This is a genomic window from Variovorax sp. 160MFSha2.1, from assembly GCF_048305075.1.
GTDB lineage: Bacteria > Pseudomonadota > Gammaproteobacteria > Burkholderiales > Burkholderiaceae_C > Variovorax > Variovorax guangxiensis.
The window spans coordinates 6,028,585-6,048,315 of record NZ_CP157624.1; the positions used below are offsets into that span (position 1 = coordinate 6,028,585).

A 19,731-nucleotide genomic window follows, 5' to 3' on the forward strand; every position below is an offset into this window, starting at 1 on the left:
CGGGCCGTGGGCGCCGGCTCCGTCAGGCGATGCGCTTGAACAGGAACAGCATCGCGCCCATCGCCATCAGCACGCCGCCGAAGACGCGGTTCTGCGCGCGCCGTGCGCGCACGCTGCGCAGCATGCCCTGCAGCCGCGCGGCCAGCCAGGCGTAGCCGTGCATCACGGTCACGTCGACCATCACCGTGGTGGCCAGCAGCACCAGCAGCTGCAGCCACAGGGGCCGCGTCGGCTGGATGAACTGCGGCAGCACCGCGGCCATGAAGACAATGCCCTTGGGATTGGTCACGTTGGTGAGGAAGCCGCGCAGCACGCGCTGCGGTGCCGTGAGGTCGGGTTCAGCCGCCTGCGTCGCGCCGCCCTCGATCTTCGCGACGGGCGCACGCCACTGGCGCCAGCCCAGCCACAGCAGGTAGCACGCGCCCACCACCTTGACGACCAGGAACGCGCTGGCCGAGGCGGTGAGCACCGCACCCACGCCAAGGCCGGCCACCAGCAGGATCACCGCGAGCCCCAGCTGCAGCCCCACGATGGTCGCCGTGGTGCGCCGCACGCCGTAGCTGAGCCCGTGGCTCATGCTGAGCACAGCGCCCGAACCGGGCGACACCGCGATGACGCAACTGGCCACCAGGAATGCAAGCCACACATGCAGATCCACTGACTACTCCCGCTTATCTATCTGTTCGATTCAGCGCTTCAGCCGGCCCGCTTGGTGCGGATGGCCTTCGAGGCGCGCGAGTTCGGCTCGCGGCCCAGCGCCTCGCTGATGTAGACGCCCGCGTCGATCAGCCTGTCGAGGTCGATGCCGGTCTCGATGCCCATGCCGTGCAGCATGTAGACCACGTCCTCGGTCGCCACGTTGCCGGTCGCGCCCTTGGCATAGGGGCAGCCGCCCAGGCCGGCCGAGGACGACTGGAAGTTCCACACGCCCAGCTCGAGCGCCGCCAGCGTGTTGGCGAGCGCCTGCCCGTAGGTGTCGTGGAAATGGCCGGAAATGGCGTCGACGCCGAAGTGCGCCAGCGTGGCTTCCATCGCGGCCTGCACCTTGCGCGGCGTGCCCACGCCGATGGTGTCGGCCACGTCCACGCGCTGCACGCCGATGCCCTTCATCAGCTGCGCGAGGTAGCCGACCTTGGCCGGCGCGATCTCGCCTTCATAGGGGCAGCCGACCGTGCACGACATCGCGCCGCGCACACGGATGCCCTTCTCGAGCGCCGCAGCCACCACGGGCGCGAAGCGCTCGATGCTTTCGGCGATGGAGCAGTTGATGTTCTTCTGGCTGAAGGCCTCGCTGGCGGCGCCGAACACCACGATCTCGTCGGGCCACTCCTGGCGCGGCGCGGCGATGGCCGCCTCGAAGCCCTTCATGTTGGGCGTGAGCACCGAATAGAGCACGCCCGGCTTGCGGCTGATGCCGTGCATCACCTCGGCGTTGTCGGCCATCTGCGGCACCCACTTCGGGCTCACGAAGCTGGTGACCTCGATCTCCTTCAGGCCCGCGTCCTGCAGGCGGTGCACGAGGCCGATCTTCACTTCGGCGGAGACGGGCTGCTTTTCGTTCTGCAGGCCGTCGCGCGGGCCGACGTCGACGAGCCTGACTTGGGTGGGGAGTTTCATGGGATGTCTCTTGTATCGCTGGAGGATGGAAGACCGCCTTCGATTGTCGGCCACATGGAAATCCCCTGCCTGGTACAGAAGCCGGGGAAGGTAGCAATGCGCGCCTGCGAGGTTGCAAATGGCGCCAGGCGATCGGTGCTAGGCCGTTTCCCTCTGCTCGAAGCCGTCGGGCGGGGCCTGGGCCGCGATGGCACCGGCCGGATCGCCAACGTCGACCGCATCGACGCGCGCGCCTTCCGGCCCCTGGCGCGCCCAGCGGATCAGCTCTTCCACCGCAGAAGCCTCACCGGCCACGAGCGCCTCGACGCTGCCGTCGCGCCGGTTGCGCACCCAGCCGCGCACACGCAGGCGCTTCGCCGCCTGCACCATCGACCAGCGATAGCCCACGCCCTGCACGAGGCCGCGGATGGCGAGATGGCGGGCGACGGTGTTCATGGCTCCAGAGAGATCAGTACGACTTGGGCAGCCCCAGCGCCTTCTCGGCGATGAAGTTCAGGATCATCTGCGGGCTGACGGGGGCGATGCGCGGGATGTAGCTCTCGCGCAGCAGCCGCTCCACATGGTATTCCTTCGCGTAGCCCATGCCGCCGAGCGTGAGCACCGCGTTCTGGCAGGCATCGTGCGCCGCCTCGGCCGCGAGGTACTTGGCGGCGTTGGCCTCGATGCCGCAGGGCTCGCCCCCGTCGTAGAGCGTGGCGGCCTTCAGCATCATCAGGTCGGCCGCCTCCAGGTTGGCCCAGGCGCGCGCCAGCGGATGCGAAACGCCCTGGTTCTGGCCGATGGGACGGCCGAACACGACGCGCTCCTGCGCGTACTGCGAGGCGATGCGCAGCGCGGCGCGGCCGATGCCGATGGCTTCCGCCGCGATCAATATGCGCTCGGGGTTGAGGCCGTGCAGGATGTATTCGAAGCCCCTGCCCTCCTCGCCGATGCGGTCTTCCTCCGGCACCTCGAGCCCGTCGATGAAGAGCATGTTGGAGTCCACCGCCGCGCGGCCCAGCTTGTGGATCTCGCGCACCTCGACGCGGGCGCGGTCCAGTGGCGTGTAGAACAGCGTGAGGCCCTGCGTGGGCTTCTTCACCTGGTCGAGCGGCGTGGTGCGCGTGAGGATCAGCATGCGGTCGGCCACCTGCGCGGTCGAGATCCAGATCTTGCGCCCGTGCAGCACGTAGCCGCCGCCGGGCCGGCGCACGGCCTGGGTCTTGAGGCTGGTGGTGTCGAGCCCCGCGTCGGGCTCGGTGACTGCGAAGCAGGCCTTCTCGGTGCCCGCGATCAGCGGCGGCAGGAAGCGCTGGCGCTGTTCCTCGCTGCCGAACACCACCACCGGGTTGAGCCCGAAGATGTTCATGTGCACCGACGACGCACCCGACATGCCCGCGCCCGATGCGCTGATGGCGCGCATCATCAGCGCCGCCTCGGTGATGCCCAGCCCCGCGCCGCCCTGCGCCTCGGGCATGGCGATGCCGAGCCAGCCGCTCTCGGCCACGGCGCGGTGGAACTCGTGCGGGAACACGGCGCGGTCGTCGTGGTCGCGCCAGTAGTCGATGGGAAAGTCCTCGCAGAGGCGTTCGATGGCGGCGACCAGCGAGCGCTGGTCTTCGTTCAAGGAGAAATTCATTCTTCGCTGTCTTTCGTCGGTTCAGGTTGCAGCGTGACGCCGCCTTCGAGCATGCGGGCGATGGCCTCTTCGCCGTAGCCCGCTTCGCGCAGCAGCTCCACGCTCTGCTCGCCGATGCGCGGCGCCGGCCGGCGGATGGCGGCCGGCGTGGCGCTGTAGCGGCCGACCGGCGCGAGCGTGCGGATGCGGCCCTCGCTCGGGTGGTCGAGCTCGGGATAGAAGCCGACGGCGCGCAGGTGCGGGTCGTCGAGCAGGCTTTCGGTGCTGTGCAGGCGCGCGACCGGGATGTCGGCGGCGGACAGCGCGGCGAACCATTCGTCGCTGGTGCGCGTGGCCATCACCTCGGCCACGAAGGCATACACCGCGCCGATGTTCGCGGCGCGCGCGGTATGCGTGCCGAACATCGGCGAGTCGCGCAGTTCGGGCCGGCCGATCACGTCGAAGAAGGCCTGCCAGTGCTTGTCGTTGTAGATCAGCACGCTGAGGTAGCCGTCGGCCGTGGCGTAGGGCTTGCGGTGCGGCGCGAGCAGGCGCGCGTAGCCGGTGGGCCCCAGCGGCGGCTCGAAGCTGTGGCCGCCGAGGTGGTCGCCCATCACGAACTGCGACAGCGCCTCGAACATCGGCACCTCCACCGCCTGGCCCTTGCCGGTGCGCTGCGCATGCAGCACGGCCGCGAGCAGCGCGATGGCCGCCTGCAGCCCCACCGCGCGGTCGGCCAGCGTGACGGGCGCGTAGCGCGGCGCGCTGCCGCTCTGCTGCGCGAAGAGGGAGGCCACGCCGGCCGCGCCCTGGATCAGGTCGTCGTAGGCAGGCTTGCCCGCATACGGCCCTTGCTCGCCATAGCCGAATGTGCCGAGGTAGACGATCTTCGGGTTCACCGCCGACACCGCCTCGTAGCCGAGCCCGAGCCGCGCCATCGCCTGCGGCCGCGTGTTGTAGATGAGCGCGTCGCAGCCCGCGGCCAGCCGCAGGCAGGCCTCGCGGCCCTCGGGCTGCTTGAGATCGAGCACGATGGAACGCTTGTTGCGGTTGAGGTGCATCGCCATCGCGCCCATGCCCGGGTTGCGCATCGGGCCGACGGCGCGCAGGTTGTCGCCGCCGGGCGGCTCGACCTTGATGACGTCGGCGCCCAGGTCGCCCAGCGTCTGGGTGGCATAGGGGCCCATCACCACGGCCGTGAGGTCGAGGATGCGGATGCCCTGGAGAGGTCCGCCCGCGCTCATTCGGGCTGGATCCCCGCCGCCTGGATCAGCTTCTTCCACTTCGCCAGTTCGGCAACCGTGAACGCGCCCAGCTCTTCAGGCGTGCTGCCGAAGGCGTCGAAACCCAGCTTCGCCACGCGCTCGCGGAAGACCGGGCCGTTGGCCATGTCGGCCAGCACCTTGTTGAGCTTCAGCACGATGTCGCGCGGCGTGCCCGCCGGCGCGAACACGCCGTTCCACGAGGTGATGTCGAAGCCCTTGAGTTCGGGCGTGTCGGCCAGCGGCGGCAGTTCGGGGAAGAGCTTGGTGCGCTCCTGCGTGGTGACGGCGATCGCCCGCATCTTGCCGGCCTTCACCGTGGCCAGGCCCGCCGCGAGGTCGACCACCATCATCGACACCTGCCCGCCGATCAGGTCGGCGATGGCCGGCGGCGTGCTCTTGTAGGGCACGTGCAGCATCGGCACGCCGCTCATGCGCGAGAGCGTGGCGCCGCTCACGATGCCGGTGCTGTTGCCGCTCGCGTAGGTCAGCTTGCCGGGATGCGCGCGGCCCCAGGCCAGCAGCTCGGCCACGCTCTTCACGGGCAGGTCGTTGTTCACCACCAGCATGAAAGGCAGGTTGCCCATGCGGCTGACGGGCGCGAAGTCTTTCACCGGGTCGTAGGGCAGCGACTTCATCAGGCTCGGGTTGGCCGAGTGCGTGGTGTTGGTGGTCATGAACAGCGTGTAGCCGTCGGGCGCCGCCTTGGCGACGTACTCGGCCGCGATCACGCCGTTGGCGCCCGCCCTGTTGTCGATGATGACCGAGGCCTTGAGCGCATCGCCGAGCATCTGTCCCGCGATGCGCGCCACCGCATCGGTGCCGCTGCCGGCCGCGAAAGGCACGACGATGCGTATGGGCTGCTTCGGATAGCCGTCCTGCGCGAAGGCCCAGGGCATGGCGCCCGCGAGGCCCGCGGCGGCGCCGATGGAAATGAAACGGCGACGGTTCGCCATCGCGGCCGGTTGCCCGGTCGCGTTCTTCGTTGTCTGCATGGTTTGTCTCCGGTTGTCGTTTGCTGTCGCTTCAGGGCCGGATCACGCGCTCCGGCGATTCCTCGTAGGGCGGGCTGTAGATCACCAGCACGCGCACCGGCTCGTCGCTCACCACGGTGAAGGTGTGCATCGCGTCGGCGGGAAAGAAGCAGCTGTCGCCCGGGTGCAGCTCCTGCCGCTGGCCGCCCACCTCGGCGACCGCGCGGCCTTCGAGCATGTAGCAGACCTGCTCGATGCCCGGGTGCGCATGCGGCAGCGCGCCCTTGCCCTTCTGGATGTGGCCCACCAGCACTTCGAGCTGCCTCGCGCCCACGGTCTCGGGGCCGATCAGCCGCTTGTTCAGCGTGCCGGTGTGGTTGGCGGGGTGGTAGCCGGCGATCTCGGCCTCGCGGACGAAATAGCGGGGGGCTGCTGCTGTCGTTGCTGTCATCGGGGGCTTTCGTTCTTGGGTTCGATGGCGAGGCAGGCCGAGCGCAGCATCGCGGCGATCTCCTCGATGCGCGCCTCCATGCGGTAGCGCGGACCTGCGACGGAAATGGCGTAGGCCTCGCCGCCGATGCGCAGCGGCCAGGCCAGGCCGATCAGGTCGGGAATGCTCTCGCCGAGATTGCCGTACCAGCCGCGCGTGGCGGAGCGCTGCAGTTCGGCCTCGATGGCGTCGGCGGTGGTGAGCGTGGCGTCGGTCAGCGGCGCGAGGGTCGCGCCTTCGAGCAGCCGGCGGCGCTCGTCCGGGTCCAGCGTTGAAAGCAGCGCGCGGCCGATGGAATTGGCGTACGCCGGGCGCGTCTCGCCCGACTCGGCCGTGTAGCGGATGCTCTGCGGCGCGCTCAGCACTTCCAAGTACACCACCTGCCCCGCGTCGCGGAACTTGCCGAACACCACCGTCTCGCGCGCCGCGTCGCGCAGCTCCTCCAGCGTGGCCTTCACCCGGTCGAGCACCGGGTCGTGGGCGGCGATGACCTGCGCCATCGCCAACAGCCGGCCGGTCGGGTAGTAGCCCTGGCGGCGGCCGGTCTCGTACATGTAGCCCTGCTCCTCGAGCGTGCGGATCAGGCCCAGGCAGCTCGACACCGGCATGTCGAGCAGGCGCGCCATCTCCGAAAGGGCCAGCGGCTGCTTCTCGCGGGCGAAGAGTTCGACGATCTCGATCACCCGAAACGCGGTTTTCACAGTCATGAAAATATTTTCATACTTGTGAAAAATCAGTGTTTCAGGGTTTCCCCTGCCCGCGATGCACTCCGGCGGGCCCGGAGAGGGGACGCGCCCCCGTCGTCAGTAGCCGCGCACCGGATCGACCACGCCGGCGATCGGCAGCCCCTGCTCCATCGCGCGGATCTTCCCGGCGATCTGCGCGATGGACTCTTCGCGCAACGTGCGTGCCGAGCCGTGCGGCGTCACGGTGATCTTCGGATGGCGCCAGAAGGCGTGGTCGGCGGGCAGCGGCTCGACCTGGAATACGTCCAGCGTCGCGCCCGCGAGCCGGCCGGCGTCGAGCATCGGAATCAGGTCGTCTTCCACCAGGTGGCCGCCGCGCGCGATGCTGATGAGGTAGCCCCCCGGCCGCAGCTTGCCCAGCGTGTCGCGGTTGAGGATGCCGCGCGTCGCATCGGTCAGCGGCAGCAGGTTGACCAGCACGCGCGTGGACGAGAGGAACTCGTCGAACTGCGCCTCGCCGCTGAACACGCGCACGCCCTCGATCTCCTTCGGCGAGCGGCTCCATCCCAGCACCGGGAACTCGAACTGCCCCACGGCCTTCGCCACGCGCTCGCCGAGCACGCCCAGGCCCATGATGCCCACCGGAAAGTCGCGCCGCATCCTCGGCTTGCGGTAGCTCCACTTGCCCTCGCGCGCGTCGGCCTCGTAGGCGTCGAATTCGCGGAAATGGCGAATGAGCGTGTGGCACACGTACTCCGCCATCTGCACCGACATGCCCGCGTCGTCGAGCCGCACGATGCGCGTGTGCGCCGGCACCTTCAGCTTGAGCAGCGCATCGACGCCCGCGCCGATGTTGAAGATGCCGCGCAGCTTCGGCTGCTCGTCGAGGAACTCCTGCGGCGGCGCCCACACCACGGCATGGTCGGCCTGCGGCGCGCCGGGCTTCCAGGCTTCGATGACGGCATCGGGGAGTTCGGCCTTCAGGCCTTCGATCCAGGGGTCTGGGCGGTTGTCGGTGAGGTAGACGGTGATTCGCATGGGCACGCATCTTAGGTCGCGCCCGCGTCGCCATCGGCTTGTGCGGGCACTGGCCATCTCCTATCCTCGAACGCCCACCTCAGGAGACTCTTGGAATGATCAAGTTCAGCGTGATGTACCCCCACACCCCCGGCGCACGGTTCGATCACGACTACTACCGCGACAAGCACATGCCCATGATCAAGGCCCGCATGGGCGATGCATGCCTCTCGTACGCCATCGACAAGGGCCTGTCCGGCGGCGCGCCGGGCTCCGCGCCCACCTACGTCGCCATGTGCCACGTGTTCGCCGAATCGGTCGAATCCTTCCTGAAGGCCTTCGGCCCGCACCAGAAGGAGGTCAGGGACGACGTGAAGAACTACACCGACATCGTGCCGCTGACGCAGATCAGCGAAGTGGTGGTGGGCTGACCGAAAGAGCCCTGACGCGGCCTCAGCGCGGCGGCCGCTCCAGCGCCACCCAGCGCTGCACCGACGGCCGCTGCCACTGCCTGTCGGCATAGGACGCCAGCCGCTGCGGCACGGCGTCGCCGTTCATCACCAGGCGGTTGAGCATCAGCGCCAGGTCGACGTCGGCGATCGACCAGTCGCCGAACAAGTTTTCCGCGCCTTCCGGCAGCAGCGCCTGCGCGACCTGGAAGAGCGTCTGCGCCGCGCGGTGCGCGGCCGCCGACAGTGGAGCGCCCGCCGGAGCGTAGAAGATCACCTCCGTGGAGCGTTCCTGCCGCACCGGCATGAGGTCGCTGCGAAGCCAGGCCTGCAGCTGGCGCGCACGGGCGCGGGCACGGGGTTCGGAGGGATACAGCGCCGTCCCGGCGAAAGTCTCGTCGATGTACTCGGTGATGGCGGACGATTCGGAAAGCGCGAAATCTCCATGCACCAGCGTCGGCACGCGCTGGGTCAAGGACAAACGGGAGAAGCCGGCCGCCCGGTGCTCCAGCGCACCCAGGTCGACCGGGGAGATGTGGAAGTCCAGTTGCTTTTCGTTCAGCGCCACGTACACGGACATGGCATAGGGGCTGGCGAACTGGGCGTCCACATGGAGGCGTAGCGGGTCCGGCATCGGGAAGAAGGCTCCTGCGCGAATGGGGGCCTGTAAAACAAAAGGCCTTGAAGCGGTAGGTGCGCGATCTTACTGACTGATTCTTAGCTGGCGCGTCTTAGCTGGCGCGGCGGCGGCGCCACAGCACCCGCGCCAGCCAGCCCAGCGGCAGCACCACCAGCAGCAGCCACGGCAGCACGGCCGCGATGAAGGTGATGAGCGAGCCCACGCTTTCCGACAGCACCGAGCCCGCGTTGCGCAGCGCATTGCGCATCGGGCTGTAGCCGTCGCCGCCGCTCACCAGCGCGCGCCTGGCCGTGAACTGGATCTGGATGTGCTGCTTGCTGGTCTGCTGCGCCAGCACCTTGCGCTGCGTGGCGATGGCGTCGAGCTCGGCCTGCGTGTCCGACAGCGTGCGCTGGATGGCCAGCAGGTCGGTCATGGTGCGCTTGGTGACGGTGTCGCGCAGCATCGCGCGCAGGCTGTCGCGGAATTCGGTGCGGTTCCTGATGCGGGCCTCGACGTCGATCACTTCGGCGGTCTTGTCCTCGCTGGTGGTGGTGTGCGAGACCACGCTGGCCACGCCCGCCAGGCCGCCGAGCAGCTTCTCGACGTCGGCAGGCTCCACGCGCATCTCCAGCATGGCGTTGCCGGGCTGCTGCGGCGTCTCGCGCAGCAGCGACGACGACAGCAGCTCGCACTTCAGCGTGCCGCACAGGTCGCGCACCTTGCCCCAGGCATCGGCGAGCTGGTCGGCCGGCACCTCGACGTTCAGCTCCTGGCGCACGGCCAGGAAGCGCTGCAGGGGTGTGTCCTGGCTGTTCCGGGACTCGTCGGTGGCCGCCTCGGCCGACCGCATCCGCATGTCCGCGCCGCCTGCGTACCCGCTCGCGGCCTGCATGGGCGCGGGCGGCGGGGCCGGCTCGGAGAGCACGGCGGCCGCCCGCTTCTCCTCGCCGTTGCGGCCGCAGCCGGCCAGTGAAAGAGCCGCGGCCAAAGCCAGCAGGGCGATGCCCGCGTGGCGGCGGACGGAGAAACTGGGCATGCGATAGGTCATGGAAGGAGTTCCCTTGAATGTTGACTACCGCAGCTCATACGGGCGGGCGCCCGCAACGGGGTTAACTTTTTTTCAGGCTGCCGCAGCGGCTGCGGCGCTCATCCGCAGCAGCTCGTCGCCTTCGGCCACCTGCTCGCCCGGCGCGAACATCAGCTCTTCCACGGTGCCGTCGGCCGGCGCGGCGATGGTGTGCTCCATCTTCATGGCCTCCATCACCGCCAGCGGCTGGCCGCGGCTGACCTTGTCGCCGGCCTTGACCGCGAAGGACACCACCTTGCCCGGCATCGGCGCGGTGAGCCGGCCGCCCTCGGCCTGCGTGTCGCCCGCATGGGCCAGCCGGTCGATGGCGGTGATCTTCGTCGCACCCTTCGAGGCGAAGACGTGGGCCACGGCGCCGTCGAGGTGCACGTCGAGCGTCTGCCGGCTGCCCGCGAACTCCACCTCGAACTCGCCGGTCGGGAACCGGCCGATGACCAGCGGGCCCGCAACGCCACCGGCTTCGAGCCACAGGCCGCCGTCGCGCTTGTAGGTCAGGAGCGCGGTCTGCTCCGCTCCGCGGAACTCGAAGTCGAAGTGGCGCCGGTACTCGCCCAGCGAGCGCCAGCCGTCGCGCCGCGCAAAGGGATCGGGCATCTTCCCGGGCCATTCGCCGATCAGCGTGCGCGTGATCGCGGCGGCCGCGGCCAGCGGCAGCCCCAGCGGCTCGCGGTCGAACAGCACCGCGCGCTCGCGCTCGATCAGCGCGGTGTCGAGGTTGGCCTTCGAGAACGATTCAGTCGCCAGGATGCCGCGCAGGAACTGCACGTTGGTCGCCACGCCCACGATCTGCACCTGCGCCAGCGCGGCGTCGAGCCGCGCCAGCGCCTCTTCGCGCGTGCTGCCGTGCACGATCAGCTTGGCAATCATCGAGTCGTAGAAGGGCGAGATCTCGCCGCCCTCGCGCACGCCGTCGTCGATGCGCACGCGGCTGCGCTGGAAGGCCGTGGCAGCAGGCTTGCGGTAGACGCGCAGCGTGCCGGTGGCGGGCAGGAAGTTGTTGTCGGGGTTCTCGGCGCAGATGCGCGCCTCGATGGCATGGCCGTGGATCTGCAGTTCGGCCTGCTTCGCAGGCAGCGCCTCGCCCGAAGCCACGCGCAGCTGCCATTCGACGAGATCCTGACCCGTGATGGCCTCGGTCACCGGATGCTCCACTTGCAGCCGCGTGTTCATCTCCATGAAGAAGAAGTTCATCTCGCCGCCCTCTCGCTGCTCGACGATGAACTCCACAGTGCCTGCGCCCACGTAGTTCACGGCACGCGCAGCAGCCACTGCGGCCTCGCCCATCCGCTTGCGCATCGCCTCCGTCATGCCAGGCGCGGGCGCTTCTTCGAGCACCTTCTGGTGGCGCCGCTGCACCGAGCAGTCGCGCTCGAACAGGTAGACATAGTTGCCGTGCGTGTCGCCGAACACCTGGCTCTCGATGTGCCTCGGGCGCTGCACGTACTTCTCGATCAGCACCGCGTCGTCGCCGAAGCTGTTGATGGCCTCGCGCTGGCAGGAGGCGAGCGCGGCGGCGAAGTCTTCCGCCCTGTCGACCGCGCGCATGCCCTTGCCGCCGCCGCCCGCGCTGGCCTTGATGAGCACCGGGTAGCCGATGCGGTCGGCCTCGCGCTGCAGCAGTTGCGGGTTCTGGTCGTGGCCGTGGTAGCCGGGCACCAGCGGCACGCCGGCCTTCTCCATCAGCTGCTTCGACTCGGCCTTCAGGCCCATCGCCTTGATGGCCGACGGCGGCGGGCCGATGAAGACCAGGCCGGCATCGGCGCAGGCCTGCGCGAACTCCTCGTTCTCGCTGAGGAAGCCGTAGCCGGGGTGGACCGCCTCGGCGCCCGTGGCCTTGGCGGCCTCGAGGATCTTTTCCCAGCGCAGGTAGCTGTCTTTCGGCGCGCTGCCGCCAAGATGGACCGACTCGTCGCAGGCACGCACGTGGTTGGCATGCGCGTCGGCGTCGGAATACACGGCGACGGTGCGGATGGCCATGCGGCGGGCGGTAGCAGCTACGCGGCAAGCGATTTCACCGCGATTGGCGATAAGGATCTTCTTAAACATTCGGAGTGTCTCCCGGAGGATTCTTTTTCAGTTGAAACGCGGGCACCACGCCCGGATCGGGCCGGCCGCTGAAGATGCGGGCCACGCGGGCGAACAGCGACTTGAGGAAACGCCAGCTCTTGCGGATGAGCCACACGCTCGCCACCAGCACCAGCACGAACAGCACGAGAAATACGAAGGGATGCGCCACCGCGAGCCACAGCCCCGCGGGCACCATGGTGTCTTCCGCCAGCGAGGCGCCGACGTTCGAGAACGGCTCGGGCGAGGTGTTGATGGCCGCGCGCGTCGTGGCCTTGGCCGCATGCGCCGTGGCCGCGAAGCTGCCGCCCAACAGCGCCGCCACGATGGCCATCACGCCGTGGTCCACGCCGAACACGCTGGCCGCGAGCGCCGCGCCCGCCGGGATGCGGATGGCCGTGTGCACCACGTCCCACAGCGAATCGAGGCCCGGGATCTTGTCGGCGAAGAATTCGATGAACACCATGAAGCCGCTGGCCGCGATTACTACCGGATGCGCCAGCATCTGCAGCCCGCCCGGCAGCGGCACCCAGCCGAAATAGCCGGCCAGGCCCGTCAGCAGCACGACCAGGTAGAGCCGCACGCCGCTGGCCCAGCCGATGGCGGCGGCCAGCGCGAGCAGCTGCGGCATGTCGAGGCTGGTGTTCATGGCGCGACCTCCGGAGAATGGGTCTTCAGGACTTGCTCGCCTCGAGCCACGAGGGCTTGCGCTTCTGCAGGAAGGCCTGCACGCCCTCGCGGCCTTCATCGCTGGCGCGGATGTCCGCGATGCCTTCGACCGTCTGCGCGATCAGCGCGTCGTCGATCTCACGGCCCGCCACGTCGGCGATCAGCTTCTTGCAGGCGCGCACTGCCGCCGGGCTCGCACCGGTCAGCGCCTTCAGCAGTTCGTCGACCTTCGCGTCGAGCGCGTCGGCGGCCACCACCTCGTGCACGAAGCCGATGCGATGCGCCTCGGCCGCGGTGAAGCGCTCGGCCGTGAGGAAGTAGCGCTGCGAGGCGCGCGTGCCCATCGCGCGCAGCACGTAGGGGCTGATGGTCGCGGGCACGAGGCCGATCTTCACTTCGCTCAGGCAGTACCAGGCGGTGTCCACGCTCACGGCCATGTCGCAGGCCGCCACCAGCCCCATGCCGCCCGCGTACACGTCGCCCTGCACGCGCGCGATAGTCGGCTTGGGGCACTCGGCGATGGTGCGCAACATTTCGGCGAGCTTGCCCGCGTCGGCGATGTTCTCGTCGCGCGTGTAGTCGGCCATGCGGCGCATCCAGTTGAGGTTCGCGCCCGCGCAGAAGGCCGGCCCGTTCGCGCCCAGCACAATGGCCTTGACCTGCGGCGCGGCGCCGGCCTCGGCGAAGGCTCGCGTGAGTTCGGCGATGACGACGTCGTCGAAGGCATTGCGTGCGTCGGGCTGGTCGAGCCAGACGCGGGCGATGGCGCCGTCGAGGCTCAGCTGGAGCTTGGTGTATTCGCTCATGCCAGCCTCCTCACATCCGGAAGATGCCGAATTTCGGCTCCGGCACCGGCGCATTGCGAGCAGCGGCCAGGCCCAGCGCGAGCACGCGGCGCGTGTCGGCCGGATCGATGATGCCATCGTCCCACAGCCGCGCGGTGGCGTAGTAGGGGTGGCCCTGGTCTTCGTACTGCTGGCGGATCGGTGCCTTGAAGGCTTCTTCCTCTTCCTTGCTCCAGCTGCCGCCCTTGCCTTCGATGCCGTCGCGCTTCACGGTGGCGAGCACGCTCGCGGCCTGCTCGCCGCCCATCACGCTGATGCGCGCGTTGGGCCACATCCAGAGGAAGCGCGGGCTGTACGCGCGGCCGCACATGCCGTAGTTGCCGGCGCCGAAGCTGCCGCCGATGATGATGGTGAACTTGGGCACGTTGGCGGTGGCCACGGCCGTCACCATCTTGGCGCCGTGGCGCGCGATGCCCTCGTTCTCGTACTTGCGGCCCACCATGAAGCCGGTGATGTTCTGCAGGAACACCAGCGGAATCTTGCGCTGGCAGCACAGCTCGATGAAGTGAGCGCCCTTCTGCGCCGACTCGGAGAACAGGATGCCGTTGTTGGCCACGATGCCCACGGGCATGCCCTCGATCTCGGCGAAGCCGCACACCAGCGTGGCGCCGAAGCGCGCCTTGAACTCGTGGAACTCGCTGCCGTCGACGATGCGCGCGATGATCTCGCGCACGTCGAAGGGCTTGCGCGTGTCGGTGGGAATCACGCCGTAGAGCTCCTCGCGCGGATACGCGGGCTCGCGCACCTCGGCCTTCGCCGGGGCCGGCGCGGCCTTGGCGTTGAGGTTCGCCACCGCCGAGCGCGCGAGCGCCAGCGCATGCAGGTCGTTCTGCGCAAGATGGTCGGCCACGCCGGAAAGCCGCGTGTGCACGTCGCCGCCGCCCAGGTCTTCCGCCGTCACCACCTCGCCCGTGGCCGCCTTCACCAGCGGCGGTCCGCCCAGGAAGATGGTGCCCTGGTTCTTCACGATGATCGATTCGTCGCTCATCGCCGGCACGTACGCGCCGCCGGCCGTGCACGAGCCCATCACCACCGCGATCTGCGGAATGCCCTGGGCGCTCATGTTGGCCTGGTTGTAGAAGATGCGGCCGAAGTGCTCGCGGTCGGGAAACACCTCGTCCTGGTTCGGCAGGTTGGCGCCGCCCGAGTCGACGAGGTAGATGCACGGCAGGCGGTTCTGCTCGGCGATCTCCTGCGCGCGCAGATGCTTCTTCACCGTCATCGGGTAATAGGTGCCGCCCTTCACCGTCGCGTCGTTGCACACGATCATGCAGTCGACGCCGTTGACGCGGCCGATGCCCGCGATGATGCCGGCGCCCGGCGCCGACTCCACGCCCTTGCCGTCGAGGTACATCGCATGCGCGGCCAGCGGCGCGATCTCGAGGAAGGGCGTGCCCGGGTCGAGCAGCTCGGCCACGCGGTCGCGCGGCAGCAGCTTGCCGCGCGCCGTGTGCTTGGCGCGCGCGGCCTCGCCGCCGCCCTGCTCCACTTTCGCGAACTGCGCACGCAGGTCGTCGACCAGCGCGCGCATGGCCGCGGCGTTGGCCTGGAAGTCCGCCGAACGGGCGTTGAGCTTGGTTTCTAGTTGGGTCATGTTGGAATCAGATTCGGGGGGCAGGACGCAGAGGGCGCGAAGGTTTCGCAAAGGGCGCGAAAGAAACCATCAAAAGATATTGGCTGTCCTTTCGCGTCTTTCGCGAAACCTTCGCGTCCTCTGCGTACGGAGCCCTTTTTCATGCAGTGCGAGCCTCATCGAGACCCAGCTGCGCCTTCATCTCGTCGCGGATCTTGAATTTCTGGATCTTGCCGGTCACGGTCATCGGGAACTCGGCGACGAAGCGGATGTACTTCGGCACCTTGTAGTGCGCGATCTGGCCCTTGCAGAACTCGCGGATGTCTTCCTCGGTGGCGCTCTGGCCGGGCTTGACGATGATCCAGGCGCACAGCTCCTCGCCGTACTTGCGGTCGGGCAGGCCGACGACCTGCACGTCCTGCACCTTCGGATGGCGGTAGAGGAACTCCTCGATCTCGCGCGGGTAGATGTTCTCGCCGCCGCGGATCACCATGTCCTTGATGCGGCCGACGATGTTGACGTAGCCCTCGGCGTCCATGGTGGCGAGGTCGCCGGTGTGCATCCAGTGCTCGGCGTCAATGGCCTCGCGGGTCTTGGCCTCGTCGTCCCAGTAGCCGTGCATCACCGAGTAGCCGCGCGTGCACAGCTCGCCCGACTTGCCCGAGGGCATCACGGCGCCGGTCTCGGGGTCGACGATCTTCACCTCCAGGTGCGGCTGCACCGTGCCCACGGTCGACACGCGGCGGTCCAGCGGCGTGTCGGTGCTGCTCTGGCAGCTGACGGGGCTGGTCTCGGTCATGCCGTATGCGATGGTGATCTCGCTAAGGTGCATCTCGCTGACCACGCGCTTCATCACCTCGATGGGGCACGGCGAGCCGGCCATGATGCCGGTGCGCAGCGTCGACAGATCGAACTCCTTGAAGCGCGGATGGTCGAGTTCGGCGATGAACATCGTGGGCACGCCGTGCAGCCCGGTGCATTTCTCGGCCTGCACCGTCTCCAGCACGGTGAGCGGATCGAAGCCGTCGTTCGGGTACACGATGGCCGAACCGTGCGTGAGGCAGGCCAGGTTGCCCAGCACCATGCCGAAGCAGTGGTACAGCGGCACCGGGATGCACAGCCTGTCGGCCGGCGAGAGCTTCATGCACTCGCCGATGAAGAAGCCGTTGTTCAGGATGTTGCGGTGCGTGAGCGTCGCGCCCTTGGGAAAGCCCGTGGTGCCGCTGGTGAACTGGATGTTGATCGGGTCGGTGGCCTTCAGCGTCTTCTGCACCTGCGCGACGCGCGGGTCATTGGCGTCGCCGCTGGCGAGCAGTTGCGAGAAGCGCTTCATGCCGGGCTGCTCGGCGCCCTCGCCCGGCTTCGCGTCGATCCAGAAGGTGTGGGCCAGCTGCGGCAGCTTCGCCGGGCCCAGTTCGCGCAGCATGCCGAGGTAATCGCTGGTCTTGAACTGCGCCATCGTCACCAGCGCCTTGCAACCGACCTTGTTGAGCGCGTATTCGAGCTCGGAGGTGCGGTAGGCCGGGTTGATGTTGACGAGGATCAGGCCGGCCTTCGCGGTGGCGATCTGCATCAGCACCCACGGCACGTTGTTGTGCGACCAGATGCCCACGCGGTCGCCGGGCACGAGGCCCAGGCCCAGCAGCGCGCTGGCAAGGCGGTTCGATTCGGCCTGCAGCTCGCGGTAGGTGTAGCGCTTGCCTTCATGGCGGCTGACGAGCGCCTCGCGGTCGGGCTGCTTCGCGACCATGTCGTCGAAGAAGTCGCCGATGGGTTGTTCGATCAGCGGGACATCGGCGGCGCCCTTGTTGTAGCTCTCGGTCAATGCGGCGGTCATGCTCATTTCCTTCCTTGTCTCCTTCGTCCGGCACCTTCCCCGCTGGGGAAGGCGCAAAACATCCTAGGCCGTTTCGGAGAACAGCTCGCGCCCGATCAGCATGCGCCGAATCTCGCTCGTGCCGGCGCCGATCTCGTACAGCTTCGCGTCGCGCCACAGCCGCTCGACCGGAAACTCCTTGGTGTAGCCCACGCCGCCCAGCGTCTGGATCGCCTCGCCGGCCATCCAGGTCGCCTTCTCGGCCGAGTACAGGATGGCGCCGGCCGCGTCCTTGCGGAAGGTGCGCGCATGGTCGTTGCGGTCGCAGGCCTTGCCAACCGCGTACACGTAGGCGCGCGTGGCCTGCCAGGTCGAGTACATGTCGGCGATCTTGCCCTGCATCAGCTGGAACTCGCCGATGCTCTGGCCGAACTGCTTGCGCTCGTGGATGTAGGGGATCACCGCGTCCATGCACGCGGCCATGATGCCGAGCGGGCCGCCGGAGAGCACGGCGCGCTCGTAGTCGAGGCCGCTCATCAGCACCTTGGCGCCCATGCCTTCGCCGCCGAGCACGTTCTCTTCCGGCACTTCGCAGTTGTCGAAGAACAGCGGATAGGTGTTGGAGCCGCGCATGCCCAGCTTGTCGAGCTTGGTGCCGGCCGAGAAGCCCTTGAAGCTCTTCTCGACGATGAAGGCCGTCATGCCGCGCGCGCCCATCTCGGGCTCGGTCTTGGCGTAGATCACCAGCGTGTCGGCGTCGCCGCCGTTGGTGATCCACATCTTGCCGCCGTTGAGCACGTAGTAGCCGTCCTTCTTCTCGGCCTTGAGCTTCATGCTCACCACGTCGGAGCCGGCGTTGGGCTCGCTCATGGCCAGCGCGCCCACGTGTTCGCCGCTCACCAGCTTGGGCAGGTACTTCTTCTTCTGCGCGTCATTGCCGTTGCGGTGGATCTGGTTCACGCACAGGTTGGAGTGCGCGCCATACGACAGGCCCACCGAGGCCGATGCGCGCGAAACCTCTTCCATGGCCACGATGTGGGCCAGGTAGCCCAGTTCGGTGCCGCCGTACTCCTCCTTCACCGTCATGCCGTGCAGGCCGAGGTCGCCGAGCTTCTTCCAGAGGTCGTGCGGGAACAGGTTGTCGCGGTCGATGTCGGCGGCGCGGGGGGCGATCTCGTTGGCGGCGAAGTCCTGGATCGCACTGCGCAGCGAGTCGATGGTCTCGCCCAGGTCGAAGTTCAGGCCGGGATCGTGCATGGGGTTTGTCTCCTCTGAGGTCGGCGCGCAGAGCTACCCGCGCGGAATGGCGCTTGCTTGAAAGTCCGCAGCTTACGCTTCGCTGCGCCTCAATTGGCGCCACAATGGTTGCAAATTGCGCCACGACCCGCCGCCCAAGCCATGCCCCCCCCGTCGTTCCTCCGCCCCACCCGCGCCGTCACGCCGATGGCCTTCGTGAGAGCCATCGTGCAGGCCTACGAGCGCTACGGGAAGGACCCAGCGGAGGCACTGAGGGTGGCACAGATCACGCCGCGCGAACTGGCCCGGCCGGGGGCGCGGGTGACGGCGGCGCAGTTCGAGGCGCTGTCGAGCCACGCCATGCAGGAACTCGACGACGAAACGCTCGGCTGGTTCTCCCGGCGCCTGCCCTGGGGCAGCTACGGCATGCTGTGCCGTGCTTCGCTGAGCTCGCCCAACCTGGGCGTGGCCCTCAAGCGCTGGTGCCGCCACCACCGGCTGCTGACCGACGACATCGGCCTGTCGCTCGACGTGGCCGGCGGCGTGGCCACATTGCGCATCGCCGAGAACCGCCCGCTCGACGACGCCTTCCGCGAGTTCTGCCTGGTGACCATCCTGCGCTTCGTGCACGGCTACATGTGCTGGGCCATCGATTCGCGCATCTCGCTGCGCCATGCGGCCTTTCCGTTCGCCGCGCCGCCGCACAGCGACGCCTACCCGCTGATGTTCGCACCCGACGTGCGCTTCGGCGCGCCGCAGGCCGGCATCGCCTTCGACGAGCGCTACCTTGCCCTGCCCCTGCAGCGCGACGAACGCGCGCTGCGTGCCATGCTCAAGCGCGCGCTGCCGCTCACCATCCTGCAATACCGCCGCGACCGCCTGCTGGGCCAGCGCGTGCGCGAGCTGCTGCGCTCGCGCACCAACGAGGCCACCACTGCCGAGGCGCTGGCCGCGCTGCTCAACGTGTCGGGCCGCACGCTGCATCGGCAGTTGCACGAGGAAGGCACCTCGCTGCAGGCGCTGAAGAACGAGGTGCGCCACGAGATGGCCGTGGATCAATTGCGCCGGACCAGCCGCCCCATCAAGCAGGTCGCGCTGGCCGTGGGCTTTCGCAACGAGAAGAGCTTTTCGCGCGCCTTCCAGCAATGGACTGGGCAGGCGCCGCGCGACTTCAGGCAGCGGGACAAATAGGCGCTGCGTTCGGATGCGGGGTCAGCCGGCCCGCGCCGGCAGTGGATGCTCTTCGCGCAGCAGTGCCTCGAACGCCGAGACCTGCCAGGCGAACTCCTCGGCGAAAGCCTCGGGATCGGTGATCGCATAGGCGCCGTATGCATAGACGGTTGCGTAGGCCGCGTACTCCGCGGCCTGCAGTGCGCGGCCGGCAACCGCCTGGAACACCGCATAGGTCGCCGAGACTGCCGCATGGGCCGTTCCGTCGATGGAGCGGGAACCCGGATGGCTCCCTGCCACCACGGCCATCCGCTGTTCGGCCAATGCCAGGGCGGCGGAGCTGATCTTGCCTTCGAGGAATGCGCCCAGCGTGTCCAGCCCTTCCAGGGCCTCCGGCGACTCCAGCAGGTGCCGCACACGCTGCACGCACGCGAAGCCGAAACGCAGCCGCAGCAACCGCCGCGCTTCCGAGCCGAGATCGGCCGTCTTCGCGAGCTGATGCAGTTCGGAGTTCATGGGTTCGCGGCGCTGCACCGATGGGCAGGCACCATGCCGGG

The 19,731-nt window shown here is 68.5% G+C and carries 20 protein-coding genes; 2 read left to right on the plus strand and 18 right to left on the minus strand.

All coding sequences use genetic code 11. The features are described 5' to 3' along the window. Window positions 1–22 precede the first annotated feature (22 nt). The 9 genes from ABL838_RS27775 to ABL838_RS27815 form a co-directional block, all read right to left on the minus strand. Window positions 23–658, minus strand: coding sequence for a LysE family transporter (locus ABL838_RS27775; RefSeq protein WP_418122881.1), 636 nt, complete (start codon window positions 656–658; stop codon window positions 23–25). Window positions 659–696: 38 nt separating this feature from the next. Further along, window positions 697–1,617, minus strand: a complete 921-nt coding sequence (locus ABL838_RS27780) for a hydroxymethylglutaryl-CoA lyase (RefSeq protein ID WP_418122883.1) — start codon at window positions 1,615–1,617, stop codon at window positions 697–699. Window positions 1,618–1,755: 138 nt separating this feature from the next. Then, the gene (locus tag ABL838_RS27785; RefSeq protein ID WP_126023739.1) at window positions 1,756–2,052 is read right to left on the minus strand and encodes an acylphosphatase; all 297 of its coding nucleotides are present in this window, start codon (window positions 2,050–2,052) and stop codon (window positions 1,756–1,758) included. Window positions 2,053–2,065: 13 nt separating this feature from the next. Further along, entirely contained in the window at window positions 2,066–3,235 is a 1,170-nt protein-coding gene (locus tag ABL838_RS27790) for an acyl-CoA dehydrogenase family protein (protein WP_418122885.1), read from the minus strand. Then, the gene (locus ABL838_RS27795; protein WP_418122886.1) at window positions 3,232–4,458 is read right to left on the minus strand and encodes a CaiB/BaiF CoA transferase family protein; all 1,227 of its coding nucleotides are present in this window, start codon (window positions 4,456–4,458) and stop codon (window positions 3,232–3,234) included. Before ABL838_RS27795 ends, ABL838_RS27790 begins: the two co-directional genes overlap by 4 nt. After that, window positions 4,455–5,471 (minus strand): Bug family tripartite tricarboxylate transporter substrate binding protein, encoded by a 1,017-nt coding sequence (locus ABL838_RS27800; RefSeq protein WP_369660704.1) that lies wholly within the window; start codon window positions 5,469–5,471, stop codon window positions 4,455–4,457. Before ABL838_RS27800 ends, ABL838_RS27795 begins: the two co-directional genes overlap by 4 nt. Before the next feature lie 31 nt (window positions 5,472–5,502). Next, a complete protein-coding gene (locus ABL838_RS27805) occupies window positions 5,503–5,901 on the minus strand; it encodes a cupin domain-containing protein (protein WP_418122888.1) in 399 nt (132 codons plus the stop codon). Next, window positions 5,898–6,647, minus strand: a complete 750-nt coding sequence (locus tag ABL838_RS27810) for an IclR family transcriptional regulator (protein WP_126023744.1) — start codon at window positions 6,645–6,647, stop codon at window positions 5,898–5,900. Before ABL838_RS27810 ends, ABL838_RS27805 begins: the two co-directional genes overlap by 4 nt. 96 nt (window positions 6,648–6,743) lie before the next feature. Next, window positions 6,744–7,664 (minus strand): 2-hydroxyacid dehydrogenase, encoded by a 921-nt coding sequence (locus tag ABL838_RS27815; RefSeq protein WP_418122889.1) that lies wholly within the window; start codon window positions 7,662–7,664, stop codon window positions 6,744–6,746. Between the two features lie 95 nt (window positions 7,665–7,759). On the opposite strand from ABL838_RS27815, the gene ABL838_RS27820 reads away from it, so the two are divergent. After that, window positions 7,760–8,074, plus strand: a complete 315-nt coding sequence (locus ABL838_RS27820; RefSeq protein WP_418122891.1) for an EthD family reductase — start codon at window positions 7,760–7,762, stop codon at window positions 8,072–8,074. A gap of 22 nt (window positions 8,075–8,096) precedes the next feature. Here ABL838_RS27820 and yfcF read toward each other — a convergent pair whose 3' ends face one another. The 8 genes from yfcF to ABL838_RS27860 form a co-directional block, all read right to left on the minus strand. Further along, on the minus strand, window positions 8,097–8,726 hold the full coding sequence (gene yfcF, locus ABL838_RS27825) for a glutathione transferase (RefSeq protein WP_126023747.1): 630 nt from the start codon (window positions 8,724–8,726) through the stop codon (window positions 8,097–8,099). A 97-nt stretch (window positions 8,727–8,823) separates the two neighbouring features. Then, the gene (locus tag ABL838_RS27830; protein ID WP_418122893.1) at window positions 8,824–9,762 is read right to left on the minus strand and encodes a DUF4349 domain-containing protein; all 939 of its coding nucleotides are present in this window, start codon (window positions 9,760–9,762) and stop codon (window positions 8,824–8,826) included. Between the two features lie 72 nt (window positions 9,763–9,834). Continuing rightward, the gene (locus ABL838_RS27835) at window positions 9,835–11,847 is read right to left on the minus strand and encodes a biotin carboxylase N-terminal domain-containing protein (RefSeq protein ID WP_418122895.1); all 2,013 of its coding nucleotides are present in this window, start codon (window positions 11,845–11,847) and stop codon (window positions 9,835–9,837) included. Continuing rightward, window positions 11,840–12,514, minus strand: coding sequence for a DUF4126 domain-containing protein (locus ABL838_RS27840; protein WP_418122897.1), 675 nt, complete (start codon window positions 12,512–12,514; stop codon window positions 11,840–11,842). The genes ABL838_RS27835 and ABL838_RS27840 overlap by 8 nt, the downstream gene beginning before the upstream one ends. Window positions 12,515–12,539: 25 nt before the next feature. Continuing rightward, the gene (locus ABL838_RS27845; protein ID WP_418122899.1) at window positions 12,540–13,340 is read right to left on the minus strand and encodes an enoyl-CoA hydratase/isomerase family protein; all 801 of its coding nucleotides are present in this window, start codon (window positions 13,338–13,340) and stop codon (window positions 12,540–12,542) included. Window positions 13,341–13,350: 10 nt separating this feature from the next. Next, entirely contained in the window at window positions 13,351–14,973 is a 1,623-nt protein-coding gene (locus ABL838_RS27850) for a carboxyl transferase domain-containing protein (RefSeq protein WP_418122901.1), read from the minus strand. A 139-nt stretch (window positions 14,974–15,112) separates the two neighbouring features. Continuing rightward, window positions 15,113–16,795 (minus strand): AMP-binding protein, encoded by a 1,683-nt coding sequence (locus ABL838_RS27855; protein WP_418122903.1) that lies wholly within the window; start codon window positions 16,793–16,795, stop codon window positions 15,113–15,115. A gap of 57 nt (window positions 16,796–16,852) precedes the next feature. After that, on the minus strand, window positions 16,853–18,025 hold the full coding sequence (locus ABL838_RS27860) for an isovaleryl-CoA dehydrogenase (protein WP_369660694.1): 1,173 nt from the start codon (window positions 18,023–18,025) through the stop codon (window positions 16,853–16,855). Between the two features lie 141 nt (window positions 18,026–18,166). On the opposite strand from ABL838_RS27860, the gene ABL838_RS27865 reads away from it, so the two are divergent. Beyond that, a complete protein-coding gene (locus ABL838_RS27865) occupies window positions 18,167–19,195 on the plus strand; it encodes an AraC family transcriptional regulator (RefSeq protein ID WP_418122905.1) in 1,029 nt (342 codons plus the stop codon). 21 nt (window positions 19,196–19,216) lie between these two features. Here the strand turns inward: ABL838_RS27865 and ABL838_RS27870 are convergent, their stop codons facing one another. Continuing rightward, a complete protein-coding gene (locus ABL838_RS27870) occupies window positions 19,217–19,690 on the minus strand; it encodes a hypothetical protein (protein WP_418122907.1) in 474 nt (157 codons plus the stop codon). Window positions 19,691–19,731: the final 41 nt, after the last annotated feature.

Coding starts and splice junctions, on each gene's coding strand:
- ABL838_RS27845 (WP_418122899.1), bottom strand. CDS start 13,340: ATGAGCGAATACACCAAGCTCCAGCTGAGCCTCGACGGCGCCATCGCC.
- ABL838_RS27805 (WP_418122888.1), bottom strand. CDS start 5,901: ATGACAGCAACGACAGCAGCAGCCCCCCGCTATTTCGTCCGCGAGGCC.
- ABL838_RS27850 (WP_418122901.1), bottom strand. CDS start 14,973: ATGACCCAACTAGAAACCAAGCTCAACGCCCGTTCGGCGGACTTCCAG.
- ABL838_RS27820 (WP_418122891.1), top strand. CDS start 7,760: ATGATCAAGTTCAGCGTGATGTACCCCCACACCCCCGGCGCACGGTTC.
- ABL838_RS27785 (WP_126023739.1), bottom strand. CDS start 2,052: ATGAACACCGTCGCCCGCCATCTCGCCATCCGCGGCCTCGTGCAGGGC.
- ABL838_RS27810 (WP_126023744.1), bottom strand. CDS start 6,647: ATGACTGTGAAAACCGCGTTTCGGGTGATCGAGATCGTCGAACTCTTC.
- ABL838_RS27830 (WP_418122893.1), bottom strand. CDS start 9,762: ATGACCTATCGCATGCCCAGTTTCTCCGTCCGCCGCCACGCGGGCATC.
- ABL838_RS27780 (WP_418122883.1), bottom strand. CDS start 1,617: ATGAAACTCCCCACCCAAGTCAGGCTCGTCGACGTCGGCCCGCGCGAC.
- ABL838_RS27815 (WP_418122889.1), bottom strand. CDS start 7,664: ATGCGAATCACCGTCTACCTCACCGACAACCGCCCAGACCCCTGGATC.
- ABL838_RS27870 (WP_418122907.1), bottom strand. CDS start 19,690: ATGAACTCCGAACTGCATCAGCTCGCGAAGACGGCCGATCTCGGCTCG.
- yfcF (WP_126023747.1), bottom strand. CDS start 8,726: ATGCCGGACCCGCTACGCCTCCATGTGGACGCCCAGTTCGCCAGCCCC.
- ABL838_RS27800 (WP_369660704.1), bottom strand. CDS start 5,471: ATGCAGACAACGAAGAACGCGACCGGGCAACCGGCCGCGATGGCGAAC.
- ABL838_RS27855 (WP_418122903.1), bottom strand. CDS start 16,795: ATGAGCATGACCGCCGCATTGACCGAGAGCTACAACAAGGGCGCCGCC.
- ABL838_RS27790 (WP_418122885.1), bottom strand. CDS start 3,235: ATGAATTTCTCCTTGAACGAAGACCAGCGCTCGCTGGTCGCCGCCATC.
- ABL838_RS27835 (WP_418122895.1), bottom strand. CDS start 11,847: ATGTTTAAGAAGATCCTTATCGCCAATCGCGGTGAAATCGCTTGCCGC.
- ABL838_RS27865 (WP_418122905.1), top strand. CDS start 18,167: ATGCCCCCCCCGTCGTTCCTCCGCCCCACCCGCGCCGTCACGCCGATG.
- ABL838_RS27795 (WP_418122886.1), bottom strand. CDS start 4,458: ATGAGCGCGGGCGGACCTCTCCAGGGCATCCGCATCCTCGACCTCACG.
- ABL838_RS27840 (WP_418122897.1), bottom strand. CDS start 12,514: ATGAACACCAGCCTCGACATGCCGCAGCTGCTCGCGCTGGCCGCCGCC.
- ABL838_RS27860 (WP_369660694.1), bottom strand. CDS start 18,025: ATGCACGATCCCGGCCTGAACTTCGACCTGGGCGAGACCATCGACTCG.